Here is a 21522-nt window from a genome sequence, read left to right on the forward strand (position 1 = left end):
GAGCTTGCTCGCGATGGTGTGTCAGCGACAACGATGTCAACTGACACTCCATCGCGAGCAAGCTCGCTCCTACAGGGGTTAGTGTTGTTTAGAGGTCGCCTAGGCCGTCGATCAACGCCTGACTCTGCTCCGGCGTACCAATCGAAATCCGCAGGAACTGGGCAATCCGCTCCTGCTTGAAGTGCCGGACAATCACGCCCTGCTCACGCAACTTCGCCGCCAGCCCAGCCGCATCGTGCTGCGGACGACGAGCGAAGATGAAGTTCGCCGCTGACGGCAGTACTTCAAAACCCTTCAATTTCAATTGCGCAACGACCCACTCACGGTGCTCGATGACCAGGCGGCACGTCTTGTCGAAGTACTCTCGATCCTCGAACCTCGCAGCGTCGACTTCGCCATACGTCGCATCTACAGGATCAATGCTGATTCAATAATCATTTCAAAATCGACACACCGCTTATTCAATTAATGATGCGGAACGTTCTAAACAAGTTAATAAAAATCTAAAGCACTGTCATTTATGACAGTACCCCATATATTTCAAATGCCGTAATTTGGCCCTGCACCGTTCTTCATTAGAAACAGAAAACAAAACCTCAAAAACACTGCCTCCAGCCGAAGTAAAACTTTCATAAAAAAGGAAAAAAACATGATTTCTCTAGAACCTTTCAAATATGACCCTAACGCTATAAAAGCTAATAGAGGAAGCGCAACTATGAATTGGAACGGGAAAGAGTTTTATTCAATAGAAACAAATTTTGTAACAAATAAAGCCGGCGGATTAGTATGGGCAAGTGACTTTGGCGCGACAAACACCAAGAATTCAGAAGACAAATCTGTTCAAAGTACTTTGCTATTGAGCTTCCTCAGCAAAACAGATATTCCTGAACGATTCCATCAATCCTATAAAGCCGGCAGCACAGACCATCCGGAGCCGTGGGCTTTTTACCACGAAGGCGCTAAGTTTAGCGCGACAGAAGGAAGTATTACTGGAAAGTTTTCCAACTCATATAGAACACTCGAAGCAGAAATCAGAATGCTGCTTGAGAATGGCGAAAGCATTATTACCACATTCAGCGCTGAGTATGTTTGAGTTACACTTTGTACAACCCCGCCGCGCCCAGTAAGAAAACGCACACACTCGCTGCAATCACCTACTACAGTTCCCGATGAAGTACCGGGAACTGTGCACATTCAAAAATTACAACTCACCGAGCCCATCAACCAACGCCTGGTTCTGCTCCAGCGTACCAATACTGATCCGCAGGAACTGGGCAATCCGCTCCTGCTTGAAGTGCCGGACGATCACGCCCTGCTCACGCAACTTCGCCGCCAGCCCCGCCGCATCGTGCTGCGGATGACGGGCGAAGATCAAGTTCGCCGCCGACGGCAGCACTTCAAAGCCCTCGCTTTCAGTTGCGCAACGACCCACTCACGGTTGGCGGTGGCGACATAGATGTTGCCAGGGCCGACCACTTTGTCGACCTTCGGCACGCTTTCGTTGCCGTAAGACAACGATAGGTTACAAATCAGTGAGCGTTAACCACAACGCATCGATTTTATTTCAATAAGTTCTAAAGAACTGTTATTTATGACAGTACTGTAAAAACCCTTACGAACGTAAGCTCCCTTGGCAGTTAACATTTAATTACCAGCAAGGGAAAGATCATGGGCACTCAACAGGAATATGAGTTTAAATCCAAACACGCATTATCCAAAGGAGTTGCAACCTTGGAACTCGAGGGCAAAATCTATAAGACAAACAATGTTATTCTTAGCACAAGCATGCTCATCGCCCAAGCGTTTCAACTGGAAGGCGGGAAGAAAGGTGCGAATTCTGACACTCACTTCGCCTTGGGTCTCCCTTCAAATGTGCCAGAAACCTTTGACACAACTTATCCCGATGCAGACCAGAATTTTCCGATCGCTTGGACTTTCCAACTTGAAGGTCAACAACTTAAAGTGGTAAATGGCAGGGCTGCAGGAACATTCACCTTCGCAAGATACAAGGTTAACGCACCAATCTCCTATACATTGGAGAACGGTTCGACAGCAAACATACAGTTCGAGGCAGACAATAGGAATATCCCCGGATATTAACCAATAAAAGCCAGATAGTTATCACAGTTGCCTAACGCAGTTCCCTTTCAAATACCGGGAACTGCGCTCATTCGCCTTTTACATTTGCCCGAGACCGTTAATCAATGCCTGATTCTGCTCCGGCGTACCAATACTGATCCGCAGGAACTGGGCAATCCGCTCCTGCTTGAAGTGCCGGACGATCACGCCCTGCTCACGCAACTTCGCCGCCAGCCCAGCCGCATCGTGCTGCGGATGACGGGCGAAGATGAAGTTCGCCGCCGACGGCAACACTTCAAACCCCTTCGCTTTCAGTTGCGCAACGACCCACTCACGGTGCTCGATGACCAGGCGGCACGTCTTTTCGAAGTACTCGCGATCCTCGAATGCCGCCGCCGCACCGACGTTCGCCAGGCGATCGATCGGGTAGGAGTTGAAGCTGTTCTTGATCCGCTCCAGCGCCTCGATCAGGTCCGGATGCCCCACCGCCAGACCCACCCGCAGCCCGGCCAGGGACCGGGACTTGGATAAGGTCTGGGTGACCAGCAAGTTCGGATAACGGTCCACCAAAGCAATCGCGGTTTCGCCGCCGAAGTCGATGTAAGCCTCATCCACCACGACCACTGACTCCGGGCTGGCCTTGAGGATTTGCTCCACCGCGTCCAATGCCAACAGGCAACCGGTCGGCGCGTTCGGGTTCGGGAAAATGATCCCGCCGTTCGGTTTGGCGTAGTCCGCCGGGTTGATCTGGAACTGCTCGTCCAGTGGCACCGCGTCGAACGAGATGCCATACAAGCCGCAGTAAACCGGATAAAAGCTGTAGCTGATGTCCGGGAACAGCAGGGGCTTATCGTGCTGCAACAACCCGTGGAAAATGTGCGCCAGGACTTCGTCCGAGCCATTGCCCAGGAACACCTGATTGCCCTGCACGCCGTAGTATTTGGCAACGGCTTGCTTGAGCACATCGCTGTTCGGGTCCGGGTACAGACGCAGGTTGTCATTCAGTTCGGTCTGCATCGCCGCCAGCGCTTTGGGCGATGGGCCGTACGGGTTTTCGTTGGTGTTGAGCTTCACCAGTTTCGTCAGCTTCGGCTGCTCGCCCGGCACGTAAGGCACCAGGTTCTTGACGAACGGGCTCCAGAATTTACTCATCTCAGTTCCCCTGCCCTTTAATAGAGAGCTCGTCGATGATGCGGTATTCAGCACTGCGGGCGTGGGCGGTCAGCGACTCGCCACGGGCCAGCACGGAAGCAGTCTTGCCCAACTCGGACGCGCCCTGCTCAGAGCAGAAGATGATCGACGAGCGTTTCTGGAAGTCGTACACACCCAGCGGCGAAGAGAAGCGCGCGGTGCCGGACGTCGGCAGCACGTGGTTCGGGCCGGCGCAGTAATCGCCCAAGGCTTCGGAGGTGTGACGGCCCATGAAGATCGCGCCGGCGTGGCGGATCTGCGGCAACCAGGCTTGCGGATCGGCGACTGACAACTCCAAGTGTTCCGGTGCGATGCGGTTGGCCACTTCAATGGCCTGTTCCATGTCGCGAACCAGGATCAAGGCACCGCGACCATTGATCGAGGTTTCGATGATTTCGGCGCGCTCCATGGTCGGCAGCAACTTGGTGATGCTGGCAGCGACCTTGTCGAGGAACTCGGCGTCCGGGCTCACCAGAATCGCCTGGGCGTCTTCGTCGTGCTCGGCCTGGGAGAACAGGTCCATGGCGATCCAGTCCGGATCGGTCTTGCCGTCGCAGACCACGAGGATTTCTGACGGACCGGCAATCATGTCGATACCGACCTGGCCAAACACGTGACGCTTGGCGGTGGCGACATAGATGTTGCCCGGGCCGACCACTTTGTCGACCTTCGGCACGCTTTCGGTGCCGTAAGCCAATGCCGCAACCGCCTGGGCGCCGCCGATGGTGAACACACGGTCCACACCGGCGATGCAGGCTGCCGCCAGCACAAGCTCGTTGATTTCACCGCGTGGCGTCGGCACGACCATGACCACTTCGGTCACGCCCGCCACTTTGGCCGGGATCGCGTTCATCAGGACGGACGACGGGTACGACGCTTTGCCGCCCGGCACATACAGACCGGCACGGTCCAGCGGCGTGACCTTCTGGCCCAGCACGGTGCCGTCGGCCTCGGTGTAGCTCCAGGAATCCTGTTTCTGCTTTTCGTGGTAGCTGCGCACGCGAGCGGCGGCTTTTTCCAGGGCCTCGCGCTGGGGCACGGTGATCCGGGTCAGGGCCAATTCCAGGCGTTCACGCGGCAGGATCAGGTCGGCCATCGAGGCGACTTCCAGGCCGTCGAACTTCTGGGTGAATTCCACCAGCGCCGCATCACCGCGTTCGCGCACGGCTTTGATGATGTCCAGCACCCGCTGATTGACCGAGTCGTCAGACACACTTTCCCAGCTCAGCAGATGATCCAGATGATGTGCGAAATCCGGGTCAGCAGCGTTGAGTCGGCGAATTGCAGTCAGTGCGGTCATAGCGAGAGCCTCATAGGAATGGCAAAAACTCAGGCGCCCTAACTTAGCAGTCGTTTCCGCTTGGGCACCTGAGATTCTGGCTATGAGGCGGATAGACGGGCGCGACTCAAGGTCGCGCAGGTGAATCAGCCGCGGTGTCGAGACTCCACTGCCTTGCGCAGGGTGTCGATCAACGCCTGGATACGGGCGTGTTGCATTTTCATCGACGCTTTGTTCACGATCAGTCGGGAACTGATGTCGGCAATGAATTCCTGAGGTTCCAGGCCATTGGCACGCAGCGTGTTACCGGTGTCGACCACGTCGATGATCTTGTCGGCCAGACCGATCAGCGGCGCCAGTTCCATCGAGCCGTAGAGCTTGATGATGTCGACCTGACGACCCTGTTCGGCGTAGTAGCGCTTGGCAACGTTGACGAACTTGGTCGCCACGCGCAGACGGCCCTTGGGCTCGACGTCGCCGACACGGCCAGCGGTCATCAGCTTGCAGAGGGCGATTCGCAAATCCAGAGGCTCGTAGAGGCCCTGGCCGCCGTATTCCATCAACACATCTTTACCGGCGACGCCGAGGTCGGCGGCACCATGCTCGACGTAGGTCGGCACATCGGTGGCACGCACGATCAGCAGGCGCACATCGGCCTGGGTCGTGGGGATGATCAGCTTGCGGCTCTTGTCCGGATTCTCGGTCGGCACGATGCCCGCTTCAGCCAGAAGCGGCAGGGTGTCGTCAAGGATGCGGCCCTTGGACAGTGCGATGGTCAACATGGGAAACGTCAGTCCTTATCAGGCTACTGATGCCCGGTCGCAAATGGCGCCGGACACACATCGAGGGCTTTCTCGATAATGAAGAAGCCCCCGACTTGAAACGAAACCAGCGGGCGCGTCCCTGCGCCCATGAAGCAGAAACTAGCCCGGTACGCGGCGGATCTTGGCGCCGAGCATCTGCAGCTTCTCTTCGATGCACTCGTAACCACGGTCGATGTGGTAGATGCGGTCGATCAGGGTGTCGCCTTCGGCGATCAACGCCGAAATGACCAGGCTGGCGGAAGCACGCAGGTCGGTGGCCATGACTGGCGCGCCTTTGAGCTTCTCGGTGCCAGTAACGATGGCGGTGTTGCCTTCGACCTGGATCTTGGCGCCCATGCGGTGCAGCTCATAGACGTGCATGAAGCGGTTTTCGAAGATCGTCTCGATCACAGCGCCTGTGCCTTCGGCAATGGCGTTGAGGGAGATGAACTGCGCTTGCATGTCGGTCGGGAACGCCGGGTACGGAGCGGTGCGGATGTTCACCGCTTTTGGCCGCTTGCCGTGCATGTTCAGCTCGATCCAGTCGTCGCCGCAGGTGATTTCAGCACCGGCTTCCTTGAGCTTTTCCAGAACGGCTTCAAGGATGGTCGGATCCGTGTCCTTGACCTTCACACGACCACCCGTCACCGCCGCCGCCACCAGGTAGGTGCCGGTTTCGATACGGTCAGGCATCACTTTGTACGTGGTGGTGTGCAGACGCTCGACGCCATCAATGGTGATGGTGTCGGTGCCGGCGCCGGTAATCTTGGCGCCCATGGCGATCAGGAAGTTCGCCAGGTCGATGACTTCAGGTTCGCGAGCGGCGTTTTGCAGCACGCTGCGGCCTTTGGCCAGAGCGGCCGCCATCATGATGTTTTCGGTACCGGTCACGCTGACGGTGTCGAAGAAGAAATGCGCACCACGCAAGCCACCTTCAGGTGCCTTGGCCTTGATGTAGCCGCCTTCGACGTCGATGACCGCGCCCATGGCTTCGAGGCCACGGATGTGCAGGTCAACCGGACGCGAACCGATGGCGCAACCGCCAGGCAGTGCGACTTCGGCTTCACCGAAACGCGCAACCATCGGGCCCAACACCAGAATCGACGCACGCATGGTTTTAACCAGTTCGTACGGAGCGATCAGGGTCTTGATGGTGCGCGGGTCGATTTCGACGCTGAGTTTCTCGTCGATCACCGGCTCAATGCCCATGCGACCGAACAGCTCGATCATGGTGGTGATGTCGTGCAGGTGCGGCAGGTTGGCAACGGTAACCGGGCCATCGCACAGCAAGGTGGCAGCCAGGATCGGCAGGGCAGAGTTCTTTGCCCCGGAGATGCGGATCTCGCCATCAAGACGAGCGCCACCGGTAATAATCAATTTATCCATAAGAATCTCGACGCCCTTGGGCTCAGGTGCGCTCGGCCCAGGCCGCGCTGCTGAAAAATTTCATAGTGACCGCATGGATGCTGCCATCGACGATCCATGGGTTCAAATGGGCATAGATCTGCTGCTGACGCTTCACCGGGCTCAACGCCGCCAGTTCATCGCTAATCACGTTCAGCTGGAAATTGCAGCCTTCGCCCTCGACTTCAACCTTCGTTCCGGGCAGCTTTCCTTCAAGGAAGCTCTTCACTTCTACGGCCTGCATGCTCAACCTCAATCGGCGCCCTGTGCGCGCGGGTCGGACATCATACAAAAAAGCCCCGCGCCTGCGAACCCCGCGGAGCAGGACTCTGACGGGGGGCTTCTTTATAGATGCGGTTAGGGATGCGCCAACAGCTCGGTCAATTCGCTGACCTGAGCGATTTCGCGCATGTCTTCGGGCATCGCACGGATGCTCAACGGCTTGCCGGCCTCCTGCGCATCCCGCATGAAGCACAGCAACAACGACAAGCCGACGCTGCTGGACTTCAGCACCGCGGAGCAATCGATCACCAGTTCGGCAGCCTTGCTCGACTTGATCAACGCCTGCCCCTGCTTGCGCAGGCCTGGCCCCGTACGGTAATCCAGCATGCCGCTAAGGCGCAGCTCGCCGGATTCGCTCATGCGAATGGCCGACACACTCATTGGGTTTGCTTCTCGGTGTTTTCCTTGGCCTTGGCGACTTCCCCGGCCCAACCATTGATGGTCTTGTCCAGGTCATTGCCATTGCGCTGCATCGCATCCGCAAACTGATCGCGGAACAGCTTGCCAATGTTGATACCGTTGATGATCACGTTACGCAGCTTCCACTCGCCGTTGACTTTCTCGAGCGTGTAGGACACTGGATAGATCGCGCCGTTGCTGCCCTTGACGGTCATGCCAACGCTGGTGCGGTCCCCGGACTCGTCCTTGGCTGGATCGACGGTGATGCCCTGGTTGTTGTACTCGAGCAAGGCATTGCCATAGAACTGGAACAGTCCTTTTTTGAAGTTTTCTTCAAAGGTCTTCATCTGCGCCGGTGTTGCCTTGCGCGAATATTTGACGGTCATGATGCTTTTGGAGATACCCTCGGCATCCACCACAGGCCCGACGATGGTGTTCAGCGCCGTGTAGAAATCCTGCGGGTCCTGCTTGTACTTCTCTTTGTTGGCCGACAGGTCGGCCAGCATCCGGTTGGTGGTGTCTTGCACGATATCGTGCGCCGAAGGCGCCGCCACGGCGTTAGCCATCAACGGCAAGGCCGCGAGTACCACCAACAGGCCACGTCGCAAGGTAGAGATCATACAAAAGCTCCTCATTTGGCGTCTTTGCTAACGGTATTGAGCAGGAATTTACCGATCAGGTCTTCAAGCACCAGCGACGACTGCGTGTCGTGGATGGTCCCACCATCCTTGAGCAGGGCTTCTTCCCCACCCACGCTGATGCCGATGTATTTTTCGCCCAACAGGCCAGCAGTCAGAATAGATGCAGTGGAGTCGGCCGGCAGGTTATCTACGCGTTTTTCCAGCTGCATGGTCACTCGACCGGTGAAACTGTCGCGATCCAGATCAATCGCCGTGACTTTGCCGATGGTCACACCGGCCATGGTCACCTTGGCTCTGACCGTCAAACCGGCAATATTGTCGAAGTACGCATACAGTTTATAGGAGTCGGTGGTAGCGCTCGGCGACAGGCCACTTACACGCAACGCCAGCAACAGCAAAGCCAGGATGCCAGCCAGCAAGAAAAGGCCGACACCGATTTCCAGGGTGCGGTTTTGCATCAGAAATCTCCAAACATCAAGGCGGTCAGAATAAAGTCCAGGCCGAGTACAGCCAACGAGGCATACACAACGGTCTTGGTAGTGGCACGACTGATCCCCTCGGAAGTGGGCTCGCAGTCATAGCCTTGGAATACGGCAATCCAGGTCACGACAAAGGCGAAAACGATGCTTTTGATGATGCCGTTGAGCACATCATCCGTGAACGTCACGCTGTTCTGCATGTTCGACCAGTATGACCCTTCATAGACACCCAGCCAGTCGACGGCCACCCAGGAACCACCCCAGATACCCACCACGCTGAAAATCATCGCCAGCACCGGCAGGGAAATGAAGCCGGCCCACAGGCGCGGGGCAATGATGTACTTGAGCGGGTCGACGCCAATCATTTCCAGACTGGACAACTGCTCGGTGGATTTCATGTTGCCGATCTCAGCCGTCAGCGCAGAACCCGCGCGCCCGGCGAACAGCAATGCCGTGACCACGGGACCCAACTCTCGCAGCAGTGTCAGCGCAACCATCTGCCCGACCGCCTGCTCGGAGCCGTAGCTGGACAGGATGTTGAACCCTTGCAGCGCCAGCACCATGCCGATGAACACCCCGGAGACCACGATGATCACCAGGGACATCACGCCAACCGAATGCAGTTGCTTGACCAGCAGGCCAAAACCGCCACCGATGCCACCACGACCGAACAAGGCATGGAACAGGAAAATCGCCGAACGCCCGAACACCGCCAGCACATCGATGCCGGCGTGGCCGAACCGGCGCACTCGCTCTATTAGTGAAATCTTGCGCATCAGCGCTTCCCCAGAAGATCTGCGCGGTAATCCGTCGCTGGAAAGTGATAGGGGACCGGGCCGTCCGGATCGCCTGTCATGAATTGACGGATACGCGGCTCGTCCGAGTTCATCAGCTCGTCAGGCGTGCCCTGCCCCAGCACCTGCCCGTCACCCACGACATAAATGTAATCGGCAATGCTTGCGGTCTCGGCCAGGTCATGGGAGACCACGATACTGGTGATGCCCAGCGCGTCATTGAGCAGGCGGATCAGGCGCACCAACACGCCCATGGCGATCGGGTCCTGGCCCACGAAGGGCTCGTCATACATGAGGATTTGCGGATCGAGGGCGATCGCCCGGGCCAGCGCGACGCGACGCTTCATGCCACCGGACAGTTCGTCAGGCATCAGATCGATGGCGCCACGCAAGCCCACTGCCTGCAATTTGAGCAGGACAATGTCCCGGATCATTTCTTCCGGTAGCTCGGTATGAACGCGCAGGGGAAAGGCCACGTTCTCGAACACATCGAGATCGGTAAACAGAGCACCGCTCTGAAACAGCACACCCATGTGCTTGCGTGCATCGAACAGATCGCTGCGCGACAACTTCGGCAGGTTCTGACCGTTGACCCAGACTTCGCCCTTGGTGGGCCGCAACTGTGCGCCCATCAAACGCAACAGCGTGGTCTTGCCACACCCGGAAGGCCCCATGATGCCGGTGACCTTGCCGCGTGGAATACGGATATCGACGTTATTGAAAATGCTGCGCGCACCGCGCTTGAAGGACAGTCCCTTCAGCTCGACCGCGTAGGCGTTATCGGCACTCATCTAAACTCCTTGCGATGCAGCCTCTCACTCGGACGCCTGTCTTTCTGTCGAAAGCACATACTTCCCGGGCGGGCCGAACTGGCGGCGAACTATATCACTGCACAGGCCAAGCGCCAAAGGCCCAAGCCGGGACGTATTCAGCAACATGACAGGCAAAAAGCTTCATTTAGACGGTTTCCCGTAACAGGGAATGACAATGCGCGACGAACTTGCGTGAGGGTTTCCATCATTACCGCTATAATCGCCGCCTTTTCTCAGGCTATACGATTTCTGACATGAGCCAATCCAGCGACCTGATTCAATCCGCCCAACGCACGATCCGCCTCGAACTGGAAGCCGTACAAGGCTTGCTGCCCCGTATCGACGCCGATTTCGTACGCGCTTGCGAGATGATTCTGGCCAGCAAAGGCCGCGTGGTCGTGGTCGGCATGGGCAAGTCAGGGCACATCGGCAACAAGATCGCCGCCACCCTGGCCAGCACCGGCACCACGGCTTTCTTCGTACATCCGGCCGAAGCCAGCCACGGCGACATGGGCATGATCACCCGCGACGACATCATCCTCGCGCTGTCGAACTCCGGCTCTACCAATGAAATCGTCACGCTCCTGCCGCTGATCAAGCGCCTGGGCATCCAGTTGATCAGCATGACCGGCAATCCCGAGTCGCCGCTGGCCAAGGCTGCCGAGGTCAACCTGAACGTGCACGTCGAGCATGAAGCCTGCCCGCTGAACCTGGCGCCAACCTCGTCGACCACCGCCGCCCTGGTCATGGGCGACGCCCTCGCCGTTGCGTTGCTGGAAGCCCGCGGCTTTACCGCTGAAGATTTCGCCTTTTCCCACCCTGGCGGTGCGCTGGGTCGCCGCCTGCTGCTGAAAGTGGAAAATGTCATGCACGCCGGGCAGGAGCTGCCGCAAGTCCAGCGCGGCACCCTGCTCAAGGACGCGCTGATGGAAATGACCCGCAAGGGCCTGGGCATGACCGTTATCCTTGAAGCCGACGGCAAACTCGCCGGGATCTTCACCGACGGCGATTTGCGCCGCACGCTGGACCGCAGCATCGACATCCATAGCGCCACGATCGACCAGGTCATGACGGCTCACGGCAAGACGGCCCGCGCCGAGATGCTCGCCGCCGAAGCCCTGAAAATCATGGAAGACCACAAAATCAACGCGCTCGTCGTGGTCGATGGCGACGACCGTCCGGTTGGCGCCTTGAACATGCACGACTTGCTGCGTGCGGGGGTAATGTAATGAGCACGGACCTTCTGGAACGCGGCAAACAGATCAAACTGGCGGTATTCGACGTTGATGGCGTCCTGACCGACGGTCGCCTGTACTTCCTCGAAGACGGCAGCGAATTCAAGACGTTCAACACCCTCGACGGCCAAGGCATCAAGATGTTGATGGCAGCGGGCGTGCAGACGGCTATCATCAGCGGCCGCAAGACCCCGGTGGTCGAGCGACGCGCAAAGAACCTCGGCATTCCACACCTGTTCCAGGGTCGCGAAGACAAACTGGTGGTGCTTGACGGGCTTCTGGCTCAACTCAACCTAAGCTATGAACAGGTCGCCTACCTCGGCGACGACCTGCCGGACCTGCCGGTCATTCGCCGCGTAGGGCTGGGCATGGCAGTGGCCAATGCCGCCAGTTTCGTGCGCGAACACGCCCACGGCATTACCCAGGCCCGCGGTGGCGAGGGTGCCGCTCGCGAATTCTGCGAATTGATCCTGCGCGCCCAGGGCCGCCTCGATGCGGCCAACGCCGCGTACCTGTGAGCCAACTATGCTGAGCAAAAAGTTTCGCAACATTCTGGTGTTCGGTTGCATCGCAGCGATTTTTGCGGCGGTCGGCTACTGGAACATCAGTCCGGAGCGCTTCCTCGACAAGACCGTGGTCAAGGTCGATGAAAGCGCGATCGACTATTACGCCACCAACGCCCACAGCCTGCAGTTCCTGCCGGACGGAAAGTTGCAATACGAGATGACGTCCGACAAGGTCGAGCACCTGAAAGCCACTGACGTGACCCTGCTGACCAATCCGGACCTGAACATGTTCCGCGGCACCGAATTCCCGTGGCACGTGCAGAGCGAACGCGGCGAAGTCAATTCCGGCGGCACCCAGGTCGAACTGATCGATTCGGTGCGGATCACTCGTTTCGACGAGAAAAACCGCAAGACACTGATCACCTCCACCCGCATGACCGTGTTCCCGCAGCAGCAATATGCGCAGACCGAGCAACCCGTTAGAATCGACGGCGCTGGTGGTGTGTCGACTGGCAAGGGAATGAAAGCGTATTTGAAAGAAAGCAGGATACACCTGCTATCGAACGTAAGAGGACAGTATGAGGCTCGTTAAAACTCTCCCTATTTTGCTCAGTCTGGGCGCAGCACTGGGAAGCGTGAGCGCCTGGGCTCTGCCGAACGATCAAGAGCAGCCTATCCGCATTCAGGCCGACGACGCCCAACTGGACGACAAGAACGGCATTGCCACCTACAAAGGTGACGTGATCATCACCCAAGGCTCGATGATCGTAAAAGGCAATACCGTGACCATCACTCGCACCCCGGCCGGCGACATCGACGTCGTGACCTCGGTGGGCAACCTTGCCTACTTCGAGCAACTCCAGACCCAGGGCGACACCAAACCTGTTCAGGGCTGGGGGGTAACGATCCAGTACCACGCCGCGCAGAATCGCGTCGTGCTGATCGATCGCGCCAAGGTCGTCGACAAGGACAACAACACCACTCAAGGCGAGAAAATCGTCTACGACACGGTGAAGAAACTGGCGAGCGCCGGTCGCGCCACAGGCAACAAGGTCACCGAGGCGCGTCCGCGCATCGACATGGTGATCCAGCCGAAGAAGAAAACCGACGAGCAAAAGGCCCAGTAATGGCAACTCTGAAAGCTCAGCATCTGGCCAAGAGCTACAAGAGCCGCCAGGTTGTGCGCGACGTCAGCCTGTCCATCGACAGCGGTCAGATCGTCGGCCTGCTTGGCCCTAACGGGGCCGGCAAGACCACGTGCTTCTACATGATCGTCGGCCTGGTACAGGCCGATCAGGGCCGCGTGCTGATCGACGATCTGGATGTCAGTCACCAGCCCATGCACGGTCGTGCCAAGGCGGGTATCGGTTATCTTCCGCAAGAAGCGTCGATTTTCCGCAAACTCTCGGTGGCCGACAACATCATGGCCATCCTCGAGACCCGCAAGGAACTCGACAAGGCAGGCCGTCGCAAAGAGCTGGAAAGCCTGCTGCAGGAATTCCACATCAGCCACATCCGCGACAACCTGGGCATGAGCCTGTCCGGTGGTGAACGTCGCCGCGTGGAAATCGCCCGGGCGCTGGCCACCAACCCGAAATTCATCCTCCTCGACGAACCCTTCGCCGGCGTGGACCCGATTTCGGTCGGCGACATCAAGCAGATCATCTACCACCTCAAGGCCAAGGGCATTGGCGTGCTGATCACTGACCACAACGTCCGTGAAACCCTGGACATCTGCGAAACCGCCTACATCGTCAATGATGGCCAGCTGATCGCCGAAGGCGACTCCGCCACCATCCTGGCCAACGATCTGGTCAAGGAAGTCTACCTGGGCCATGAGTTCCGCCTGTAAGAACCAAGGTGCCTGGCTAGTCGACCGAGCGCTTGTCGCAATGAAAAATCAACATTTTTTTATTGTTACAGCGCTCTAGGCAAACGCTGCAGTTTCGGGCATATAATTTGCTTATGTTTGGCGCTCCGGCGCCCTGTAGTGGATGGCGCATGTGCGCCGGCGAATAAGGTGTTAAGCCCCTGCCATGAAACCATCGCTAGTCTTGAGAATGGGCCAGCAGCTGACGATGACACCGCAGCTGCAACAGGCCATCCGCCTGCTCCAATTGTCGACCCTGGACCTGCAACAGGAAATCCAGGAGGCCCTGGAGTCCAATCCGATGCTCGAACGCCAGGAAGAAGGCGACGACTTCGATAACGCCGACCCCTTGGCCGACAAAGCCGAACAGCAACCCAACGCCGATGTTTCGGAACCCTCCTACCAGGAAACCGCCCCGACGGTGGACAACCTTGAGGAAGGCGACTGGAACGAGCGCATTCCCAACGAACTGCCCGTCGACACCGCCTGGGAAGACGTCTACCAGACCAGCGCCAGCAGCCTGCCGAGCAACGATGACGACGAGTGGGATTTCACGACCCGCACATCGGCCGGCGAAAGCCTGCAAAGCCATCTGTTATGGCAACTGAACCTGGCGCCGATGTCCGATACCGATCGCCTGATCGGCGTGACCCTGATCGACTGCATCAACAATCAGGGTTACCTGGACGAAACCCTCGAGGAAATCCTCGAAGCGTTCGATCCGGAACTGGACATCGAACTGGACGAAATCGAAGCCGTCCTGCACCGCATCCAACAGTTCGAACCCGCCGGCATCGGCGCGCGCAACCTGAGCGAATGCCTGCTGCTGCAATTGCGCCAACTGGCCGCCAAGACCCCTTGGCTGGCCGAGGCCAAGCGTCTGGTCAGCGATTACATCGACTTGCTCGGCAGCCGCGACTACAGCCAGCTGATGCGTCGCATGAAGCTCAAGGAAGACGAACTGCGCCAGGTCATCGAACTGGTTCAGAGCCTCAATCCGCGCCCAGGCTCCCAGATCGAATCCAGCGAAGCCGAATACGTCGTTCCCGACGTTATCGTGCGCAAGGACAACGAGCGCTGGCTGGTGGAGCTCAACCAGGAATCGGTGCCACGGCTGCGGGTCAACGCCCAATACGCCGGTTTCGTGCGCCGCGCCGATACCAGCGCCGACAACACGTTCATGCGCAACCAGTTGCAAGAGGCCCGCTGGTTCATCAAGAGCCTGCAAAGCCGCAACGAAACCCTGATGAAAGTGGCCACCCAGATCGTCGAGCATCAACGAGGCTTTCTGGAGTACGGCGATGAAGCCATGAAACCGCTGGTACTGCACGACATCGCCGAAGCGGTGGGCATGCACGAATCGACGATTTCACGGGTGACCACGCAAAAGTTCATGCACACCCCTCGGGGCATTTATGAACTGAAATACTTTTTCTCCAGCCACGTCAGCACCTCAGAAGGCGGCGAATGCTCGTCCACGGCGATCCGCGCGATCATCAAAAAACTGGTTGCCGCGGAAAATCAGAAAAAGCCGTTGAGTGACAGCAAGATCGCTGGTTTACTGGAGGCACAAGGCATTCAGGTGGCTCGCCGCACCGTCGCCAAGTACCGCGAATCCCTTGGGATCGCGCCTTCGAGCGAACGTAAGCGGTTGATGTAAGGGCCACGTCACAGCGTTCCAGTGGTAGATCATCTGATCTACCGCTTTATGCACTGGCAACGAAGGAGAAGCTGTATGCAAGTCAACATCAGTGGACACCAACTGGAAGTGACCGAACCTCTTCGCACCTACATCGGCGAAAAACTCGAACGATTGGAGCGACATTTCGACAAGATCACCAACGTGCAGGTCACGATGACGGTCGAAAAGCTGAAGCAGAAAATCGAAGCCACGCTGCATATTCCCGGCAATGAAGTGGTCGCAAACGCGGAACATACTGACATGTACGCAGCGATCGACGCATTGACCGACAAGCTGGATAAACAACTCAAAAAGCATAAGGAAAAGACCCAGAGCCTCCTCCAGGGCGCTACCGGTCGTTAACACTCCCAACCCATGATCCGACTTGAAAGCATCCTGACCCCCGGCCGTTCCCTCGTGAACGTGCCGGGCGGCAGTAAAAAGAAAGCCCTCGAGCAAATTGCCAACCTAATCCACCGCGAAGTGCCGGATCTGGCGATGCAGGATGTCTTCGAGAGTCTGGTCGCCCGTGAAAAACTCGGTTCTACCGGTTTTGGCAACGGCATCGCTATCCCCCACTGCCGCCTCAAAGGCTGCGACGCGCCCATCAGTGCCTTGATGCACCTGGACGCCCCTATCGATTTCGACGCCATCGACGGCGCCCCGGTTGACCTGCTGTTCGTTCTGCTGGTCCCGCAAGCCGCCACCGATGCGCACCTGGAACTCCTGCGCCAGATCGCCAGCATGCTCGATCGCAAGGAAGTGCGTGAAAAACTGCGCAGCGCTCCGAGTAATCAAGCCTTGTATCAGGTTGTCCTGGACGAACAAAACGGGCACTAATCATGCGCTTGATCATTGTCAGTGGCCGTTCCGGCTCAGGTAAAAGCACCGCGCTCGATGTTCTCGAGGATAACGGCTATTACTGCATCGACAACCTGCCGGCCGGCCTGCTGCCGGAACTGGCCGAGCGTGCGCTGATACACACCGAGCTGGCACAACCTCTGGTGGCCGTGTCCATCGACGCGCGCAACTTGCCGAGCCACCTGTCACGATTTCCCGAACTGCTGGAAGAAGTCCGCGGCCGACATATCCAGTGCGATGTCCTGTACCTGGATGCCGACGAAGAGACCTTGCTCAAACGGTTTTCGGAAACCCGTCGTCGTCACCCGCTGAGCAGCCCCAATCGTTCGCTGGCCGAAGCGATCAACGACGAAACCAGCCTGCTTGGGCCGATCGCCGACCTGGCCGACCTCAAGGTCAACACCACCAACCTGAACCTGTATCAGCTGCGCGATACCATCAAACTACGCCTGCTGAACCAACCGGAACCCGGTACGGCGTTTTTGGTGGAGTCGTTCGGGTTCAAGCGTGGCATGCCAGTGGATGCCGACCTGGTGTTCGACGTGCGTTGCCTGCCAAACCCTTACTGGAAGCCGGAATTGCGCGAGCAGTCCGGGCTTGATCAACCGGTTGCCGAGTACCTGGCGGCACAGCCGGACGTCGAAGAGATGTTCCAGGACATTTCCACATACCTTCTCAAGTGGCTGCCACGTTTCGCCGCCAGCAACCGCGCGTATGTCACCATTGCCATTGGCTGCACCGGCGGGCATCACCGCTCCGTCTACCTGACCGAACGTCTGGGTCAGACCCTGCAAAAATCCCTGAAGAATGTCCAGGTCCGCCACCGCGACCTCAGCTAAAGGATTCACACCGCGATGCCTGCTCTGGAAATTGAAATCATCAACAAACTGGGCCTGCATGCCCGCGCTTCAGCAAAATTCGTAGGTGTGGCCGGCCAGTTCCCGTGCCAGATCAGAGCCGGACGCACCCCTGAATCGATGGTCGACGGCAAAAGCATCATGGCCATGATGATGCTGGCTGCAGGCAAGGGCACCAAAATCCATCTGAGTACGGAAGGCGAGCAGGAACAGGAAGCGCTGGATGCGCTGGTGGCGTTGATCAACAACTTCTTCGACGAAGGCGAGTAACTCCGCGACCGTGTAGCAGCTGGCGCAGCCTGCGTCCGGCTGCGGAGCAGTCGCAAAATCAGTCAGCGCGGTTTTTCAGGCATTCCGGATTTACGACTGCTGCGCAGCCGGACGCAGGCTTCGCCAGCTGCTACATAATTCGTGTTACGCCAACGCGGTATCCATCACCATCATCAGGCAAAACCCGATCAGCAACCCAAGGCTGGCAAGCTTGTCGTGACCATTGCGGCGCGACTCGGGAATCACTTCGTGCGTGACCACCAGCAGCATTGCCCCGGCCGCCAGCGCCAGTCCCAACGGCAACAGCATTTCTGCCAGGCTCACCAGCCACGCACACAGCAGCGCAAAAACCGGCTCGACCAAACCTGACGCGGCTCCGATCAGAAACGCTTTGACCCGCGACATCCCTGCCCCGGCCAACACCAGCGCAATTACCAAACCTTCAGGCACATCCTGCAACGCGATGCCCATCGCCAGGCTATCGGCGTCGGGCATGCCTCCCCCGGCCGAGACACCGACCGCCATGCCCTCGGGAATGTTGTGGGCAATAATGGCAAAGACAAACAGCCAGATTCGCGGTGGAATCACTGGCCGCTCCGGCGTGCCGATCAACAGTTCCGGACTGGCCCCAGCGACCTTGCGGTCGACCAGAAACAACCCGAATGCGCCGAGCATGATGCCGAAGCTGATCAGGCCACTGGCCGCCCAAGGCGCCAACCCCAGGCTTTCGGCGGCGGAGATACCCGGCACGATCAGCGAAAACGCCGTCGCCGCCAACATCACCCCGGCCCCGAAACCCAGCAGCGTATCGCTGACCGTCTGAGGCATGCGCCGAATGACCAACACGGGCACCGCGCCCAAGGCCGTGCCCAGCGCGCAGATTGCCCCGCCTTGCAATGCACGCAGCAGTTTCGGCTCAAGGTCCAGCCATGCCAGCCCTTGGGCAACCAACAAACTCATGCCCGCCAGCAGTAACAGCGATCCCAGTGCGTAACGAAACATGCGTCCGCTTCCGATCGCCAGTGTTTCAGTGCCCATAGTCAGCCTTGGATTGTTTTTGTAGACGACTTAAGCCCGTGCAGCCTGATAGCGCGCAGCGACTTCGGGCCAATTGATCACGTTGTAGAACGCGTTGATGTATTCAGGGCGACGGTTCTGATACCGCAGGTAATACGCGTGCTCCCAGACATCCAGCCCCAGGATCGGCGTGTTGCCATTCATCAACGGGCTGTCCTGATTGCCGCTGCTTTCAACGACCAACGTCTTTTGCGGGGTCACACTCAGCCACGCCCAGCCACTGCCGAACCGGGTCAACGCCGCTTTGGTGAAAGCGTCCTTGAAACTGTCCAGCCCACCCAGTTGCTCATCGATGGCCTGGGCCAACTCACCTTCAGGTTTACCGCCACCCTGCGGCGCCATCACTTCCCAGAACAGTGAATGGTTGGCATGGCCGCCGCCCTGATTGATCACGGCAGCACGTAGTTTCTCCGGCAGTTGCTGCACAGCGGCCACCAGTTTTTCCACCGGCCACTCCGCAAACTCGGTGCCTTCTACCGCGGCGTTGAGATTGTTGATGTAGGTCTGGTGATGCTTGGTGTAGTGGATCTCCATGGTCTGCGCATCGATGTGCGGCTCCAGGGCGTCATAGGCGTACGGCAAGGCAGGCAAGGTAAAAGCCATTTCAATGAACTCCATGATGTTGGGCGGCAGGCGCAGTCGCCTCGATGTGCAACAACCGATGTGTGCGCGGATATTCGCCGTGTTCGCTGATGAAATTCAGCAGTTCGATGTAGGTTTTGCTGCTCTGGCGCATCGCGGCTTCCCGCAACGCCGGTGCCAGTCGCGGGTCTTGCATGGTTTGCAGCAACCGCTGGTGGATGGCGCACAAATACTCGGCGCTTTCCTCTGGCTGGTTCAGGCGCAAGTGCAGGTCCGCCAGGTTGTGGTGGGATATCACGCAGGCCGCCACCGCTTCGTCGGCATCCGGCCAGCGCTCGAACAACACTTGGGCCAGGGCCAATGCCTGTAGGTAAGCCTCGCGAGCATCAATCAATTCGCCCAGCATGAAACAACGGTTTGCCCTTTCAATCGTGCGTTTCCAGTGCTCCATGGTGAGCCTCCAAAGCGGTGATGGTGGTTACACGCCGCCGGCGGTGAGCTTTTCTGGGTTGAGCAGCTCTTCCAGTTGGCCACGCGTCAGGTCGGTATGTTCCAGGGCTACATCGATCACCGGCCGGCCTTGCTGATAAGCCTTCTTGGCAATCTCCGCGGCTTTTTGGTAACCGATGATCGGATTGAGCGCGGTCACCAGGATCGGATTGCGCGACAGCGCTTCCTTGAGACGGGCCTCGTTGACCTTGAAACTGGCGATGGCCTTCTCACCCAGCAGATGGCTGGAATTGGCCAGCAACTCGATGCTGCTCAGCAGGTTCTGGGCGATGATCGGCAGCATCACGTTCAGTTCGAAATTGCCTGACTGCCCGGCGATGGTGATGACCGTGTCATTGCCGATCACTTGAGCGGCGACCATGGCGGTGGCTTCCGGGATCACCGGGTTGACCTTGCCAGGCATGATCGAGGACCCCGGTTGCAAGGCTTCGAGCTCGATTTCGCCAAGGCCGGCCAACGGACCGGAGTTCATCCAGCGCAGGTCGTTGGCGATTTTCATCAGCGAGACGGCGGTGGTTTTGAGCTGGCCGGAGACGGCAACGGCGGTGTCCTGCGAGCCGATCAGTGCAAACAAATCGTTACCGGGCGTGAACTGCACATGCGTCAGTTCGCTCAATTGTTGGCTGAAACGCGCAGCGAACTCAGGATGTGCATTGATGCCCGTCCCCACCGCCGTACCGCCCTGCGCCAGGGATTGCAGGCTTGGCAGCAGGTCCTGCAGGTGCCCGATGTTGGCTTTCAACTGTTGCGCCCAACCGTTGAGCACCTGGCTCATGCGCACCGGCATGGCGTCCATCAGGTGCGTGCGCCCGGTTTTGACGTGGTGGTGAACGTCCTCTGCCTTGCGCTCGATCACCTGCACCAGGCGCACCAGCGCTGGCAGCAGTTGCTCATGCAGTGCCAGCGCGGCGCTGACATGGATGGTGGTCGGGATGATGTCATTGCTGCTTTGGCCGCAGTTGACGTGATCGTTGGGATTAATGGCTTCACCAAGCAAGCGGCTGGCCAAGGTCGCGATCACTTCGTTGGCGTTCATGTTGGAGCTGGTGCCGGAACCGGTCTGGAAAATATCCACCGGGAAATGCTGCATGAAATCGCCCTGAAGCAAGCCCAACGCCGCATCGACAATGGCGTTGCCCTGGGATTCGCTGATTTGCTTGAGCTCGATGTTGGCTCGGGCAGCAGCGGCCTTGGCCAGGATCAGCGCACGGATGAACTGCACCGGCATCGGTTTACCGCTGATGGGGAAGTTGTCCACCGCACGCTGGGTTTGTGCGCCGTAGAGGGCGTCCACCGGGACCTGAAGCTCGCCCATGCTGTCGCGCTCAATACGTGTCTTGTTCATCAGAAAATCCTTGCACCAGTTCTATGAGAGGAATCGAGGGCTGCAACTCGCAGGTCGCCAGTTGCCAGGTGTAGCTTTGCCAGCGCTTTAGGCGGCACTTGCACAGAGAGAGGCGTTCCAGATCGCGCAACGGGCGCCAGGCCTGGTCGAGGCAGTAGGTCCGCCAGTGCCAGGGCAGTGCGACATCGGCGGCGGTGTCGAGCAGCAGACGCAAGGAAGTTTCGGCGATGGTCCAGGGCGAGGTGGCCGTGCAACACGCCAGGTACCGGCCTTCAGCCAGGTAATGTTCGATCAGGCGAGGCTCGTCGGGGTCCATCGCGCAACGGATCTGGCGACTCATCCAGCGCCAGTTTTCGAGGTAGGGCTGCTCGTGCAAGGCAGAACTCATGATCCGGGCTCATTCGGTAATGAGATTTATTATTAGATGATAATGAGAACCAAAACAAGTGTGAGCTCAGTAATGGATTTCTGTGGGAGCGGGCTTGCCCGCGAAGAGGCCTTCGAATTCGACGTCTTCGGTGACTGGCACTCCGCCTTCGCGGGCAAGCCCGCTCCCACAGGGTTT

The 21522-nt window shown here is 58.3% G+C and carries 27 protein-coding genes and 2 pseudogenes; 12 read left to right on the forward strand and 17 right to left on the reverse strand.

Going from position 1 to position 21522, the window contains the following annotated elements:
- Positions 1 to 88 precede the first annotated feature (88 nt).
- Positions 89 to 385, reverse strand: a pseudogene (locus EJA72_RS04805) (aminotransferase class I/II-fold pyridoxal phosphate-dependent enzyme); the annotation flags it as partial.
- Positions 386 to 649: 264 nt separating this feature from the next.
- On the opposite strand from EJA72_RS04805, the gene EJA72_RS04810 reads away from it, so the two are divergent.
- Positions 650 to 1093, forward strand: coding sequence for a hypothetical protein (locus EJA72_RS04810; protein ID WP_157710383.1), 444 nt, complete (start codon positions 650 to 652; stop codon positions 1091 to 1093).
- A 108-nt stretch (positions 1094 to 1201) separates the two neighbouring features.
- Here EJA72_RS04810 and EJA72_RS04815 read toward each other — a convergent pair.
- Positions 1202 to 1518, reverse strand: a pseudogene (locus EJA72_RS04815) (aminotransferase class I/II-fold pyridoxal phosphate-dependent enzyme); the annotation flags it as partial.
- Positions 1519 to 1668: 150 nt separating this feature from the next.
- On the opposite strand from EJA72_RS04815, the gene EJA72_RS04820 reads away from it, so the two are divergent.
- Positions 1669 to 2100 carry a hypothetical protein gene (locus tag EJA72_RS04820; protein WP_157710384.1) on the forward strand — a complete coding sequence of 144 codons (432 nt, stop codon included), beginning with the start codon at positions 1669 to 1671 and terminating at the stop codon, positions 2098 to 2100.
- A 78-nt stretch (positions 2101 to 2178) separates the two neighbouring features.
- Here the strand turns inward: EJA72_RS04820 and hisC are convergent, their stop codons facing one another.
- From hisC to EJA72_RS04870, 10 genes are all read right to left on the reverse strand, one after another.
- Positions 2179 to 3231 (reverse strand): histidinol-phosphate transaminase, encoded by a 1053-nt coding sequence (hisC, locus tag EJA72_RS04825; RefSeq protein ID WP_157710385.1) that lies wholly within the window; start codon positions 3229 to 3231, stop codon positions 2179 to 2181.
- 1 nt (position 3232) lies between these two features.
- Positions 3233 to 4570, reverse strand: a complete 1338-nt coding sequence (gene hisD, locus EJA72_RS04830) for a histidinol dehydrogenase (protein WP_157710386.1) — start codon at positions 4568 to 4570, stop codon at positions 3233 to 3235.
- A 125-nt stretch (positions 4571 to 4695) separates the two neighbouring features.
- Positions 4696 to 5331, reverse strand: a complete 636-nt coding sequence (gene hisG, locus EJA72_RS04835) for an ATP phosphoribosyltransferase (protein WP_150658807.1) — start codon at positions 5329 to 5331, stop codon at positions 4696 to 4698.
- A gap of 141 nt (positions 5332 to 5472) precedes the next feature.
- Positions 5473 to 6738 carry a UDP-N-acetylglucosamine 1-carboxyvinyltransferase gene (gene murA / locus EJA72_RS04840; protein WP_157710387.1) on the reverse strand — a complete coding sequence of 422 codons (1266 nt, stop codon included), beginning with the start codon at positions 6736 to 6738 and terminating at the stop codon, positions 5473 to 5475.
- Positions 6739 to 6760: 22 nt separating this feature from the next.
- Positions 6761 to 7000: a BolA family protein gene (locus EJA72_RS04845; protein WP_008018705.1), complete on the reverse strand. Its 240-nt coding sequence runs from the start codon at positions 6998 to 7000 to the stop codon at positions 6761 to 6763.
- Positions 7001 to 7113: 113 nt separating this feature from the next.
- The gene (locus EJA72_RS04850; protein ID WP_157710388.1) at positions 7114 to 7419 is read right to left on the reverse strand and encodes a lipid asymmetry maintenance protein MlaB; all 306 of its coding nucleotides are present in this window, start codon (positions 7417 to 7419) and stop codon (positions 7114 to 7116) included.
- Positions 7416 to 8057 (reverse strand): phospholipid-binding protein MlaC, encoded by a 642-nt coding sequence (locus EJA72_RS04855; RefSeq protein WP_157710389.1) that lies wholly within the window; start codon positions 8055 to 8057, stop codon positions 7416 to 7418. The genes EJA72_RS04850 and EJA72_RS04855 overlap by 4 nt, the downstream gene beginning before the upstream one ends.
- Before the next feature lie 11 nt (positions 8058 to 8068).
- Positions 8069 to 8536: an outer membrane lipid asymmetry maintenance protein MlaD gene (mlaD, locus tag EJA72_RS04860; protein ID WP_157710390.1), complete on the reverse strand. Its 468-nt coding sequence runs from the start codon at positions 8534 to 8536 to the stop codon at positions 8069 to 8071.
- Positions 8536 to 9333, reverse strand: a complete 798-nt coding sequence (gene mlaE, locus EJA72_RS04865; RefSeq protein WP_157710391.1) for a lipid asymmetry maintenance ABC transporter permease subunit MlaE — start codon at positions 9331 to 9333, stop codon at positions 8536 to 8538. The genes mlaD and mlaE overlap by 1 nt, the downstream gene beginning before the upstream one ends.
- Complete coding sequence (locus tag EJA72_RS04870; RefSeq protein ID WP_157710392.1) at positions 9333 to 10142, reverse strand: ATP-binding cassette domain-containing protein; 810 nt, start codon at positions 10140 to 10142, stop codon at positions 9333 to 9335. The genes mlaE and EJA72_RS04870 overlap by 1 nt, the downstream gene beginning before the upstream one ends.
- A 275-nt stretch (positions 10143 to 10417) precedes the next feature.
- Here EJA72_RS04870 and EJA72_RS04875 point away from each other — a divergent pair, with 275 nt between their 5' ends.
- From EJA72_RS04875 to EJA72_RS04920, 10 genes are all read left to right on the forward strand, one after another.
- A complete protein-coding gene (locus EJA72_RS04875; RefSeq protein ID WP_157710393.1) occupies positions 10418 to 11392 on the forward strand; it encodes a KpsF/GutQ family sugar-phosphate isomerase in 975 nt (324 codons plus the stop codon).
- On the forward strand, positions 11392 to 11916 hold the full coding sequence (locus EJA72_RS04880) for an HAD family hydrolase (RefSeq protein WP_157710394.1): 525 nt from the start codon (positions 11392 to 11394) through the stop codon (positions 11914 to 11916). The genes EJA72_RS04875 and EJA72_RS04880 overlap by 1 nt, the downstream gene beginning before the upstream one ends.
- A 7-nt stretch (positions 11917 to 11923) precedes the next feature.
- Positions 11924 to 12496 carry an LPS export ABC transporter periplasmic protein LptC gene (lptC, locus tag EJA72_RS04885; protein ID WP_157710395.1) on the forward strand — a complete coding sequence of 191 codons (573 nt, stop codon included), beginning with the start codon at positions 11924 to 11926 and terminating at the stop codon, positions 12494 to 12496.
- Positions 12483 to 13031 (forward strand): lipopolysaccharide transport periplasmic protein LptA, encoded by a 549-nt coding sequence (gene lptA / locus EJA72_RS04890; RefSeq protein WP_157710396.1) that lies wholly within the window; start codon positions 12483 to 12485, stop codon positions 13029 to 13031. The genes lptC and lptA overlap by 14 nt, the downstream gene beginning before the upstream one ends.
- Entirely contained in the window at positions 13031 to 13756 is a 726-nt protein-coding gene (lptB, locus tag EJA72_RS04895; protein WP_027924532.1) for an LPS export ABC transporter ATP-binding protein, read from the forward strand. Before lptA ends, lptB begins: the two co-directional genes overlap by 1 nt.
- Positions 13757 to 13940: 184 nt before the next feature.
- Positions 13941 to 15434 (forward strand): RNA polymerase factor sigma-54, encoded by a 1494-nt coding sequence (locus EJA72_RS04900; RefSeq protein ID WP_157710397.1) that lies wholly within the window; start codon positions 13941 to 13943, stop codon positions 15432 to 15434.
- Between the two features lie 75 nt (positions 15435 to 15509).
- Positions 15510 to 15818, forward strand: a complete 309-nt coding sequence (gene hpf / locus EJA72_RS04905) for a ribosome hibernation-promoting factor, HPF/YfiA family (RefSeq protein WP_007941242.1) — start codon at positions 15510 to 15512, stop codon at positions 15816 to 15818.
- Positions 15819 to 15830: 12 nt separating this feature from the next.
- Entirely contained in the window at positions 15831 to 16295 is a 465-nt protein-coding gene (ptsN, locus tag EJA72_RS04910; RefSeq protein WP_157710398.1) for a PTS IIA-like nitrogen regulatory protein PtsN, read from the forward strand.
- Between the two features lie 2 nt (positions 16296 to 16297).
- A complete protein-coding gene (gene rapZ, locus EJA72_RS04915; protein ID WP_157710399.1) occupies positions 16298 to 17155 on the forward strand; it encodes an RNase adapter RapZ in 858 nt (285 codons plus the stop codon).
- Positions 17156 to 17170: 15 nt separating this feature from the next.
- Positions 17171 to 17443: an HPr family phosphocarrier protein gene (locus tag EJA72_RS04920; RefSeq protein WP_116580965.1), complete on the forward strand. Its 273-nt coding sequence runs from the start codon at positions 17171 to 17173 to the stop codon at positions 17441 to 17443.
- A gap of 144 nt (positions 17444 to 17587) precedes the next feature.
- On the opposite strand, the gene EJA72_RS04925 is transcribed toward EJA72_RS04920, so the two are convergent.
- The 5 genes from EJA72_RS04925 to EJA72_RS04945 are packed head-to-tail and all read right to left on the reverse strand — an operon-like array spanning position 17588 to position 21345.
- On the reverse strand, positions 17588 to 18481 hold the full coding sequence (locus EJA72_RS04925; protein ID WP_157710400.1) for a ZIP family metal transporter: 894 nt from the start codon (positions 18479 to 18481) through the stop codon (positions 17588 to 17590).
- A gap of 30 nt (positions 18482 to 18511) precedes the next feature.
- Positions 18512 to 19123 (reverse strand): superoxide dismutase, encoded by a 612-nt coding sequence (locus EJA72_RS04930; RefSeq protein WP_157710401.1) that lies wholly within the window; start codon positions 19121 to 19123, stop codon positions 18512 to 18514.
- 1 nt (position 19124) lies between these two features.
- The gene (locus EJA72_RS04935; RefSeq protein WP_157710402.1) at positions 19125 to 19553 is read right to left on the reverse strand and encodes a hypothetical protein; all 429 of its coding nucleotides are present in this window, start codon (positions 19551 to 19553) and stop codon (positions 19125 to 19127) included.
- A gap of 27 nt (positions 19554 to 19580) precedes the next feature.
- Positions 19581 to 20957, reverse strand: a complete 1377-nt coding sequence (locus tag EJA72_RS04940; RefSeq protein WP_157710403.1) for an aspartate ammonia-lyase — start codon at positions 20955 to 20957, stop codon at positions 19581 to 19583.
- A complete protein-coding gene (locus tag EJA72_RS04945) occupies positions 20938 to 21345 on the reverse strand; it encodes a FagA protein (protein WP_157710404.1) in 408 nt (135 codons plus the stop codon). Before EJA72_RS04945 ends, EJA72_RS04940 begins: the two co-directional genes overlap by 20 nt.
- Positions 21346 to 21522 lie beyond the last annotated feature (177 nt).

The organism is Pseudomonas sp. PB120, assembly GCF_009761815.1.
Taxonomy (GTDB): Bacteria; Pseudomonadota; Gammaproteobacteria; order Pseudomonadales; family Pseudomonadaceae; genus Aquipseudomonas.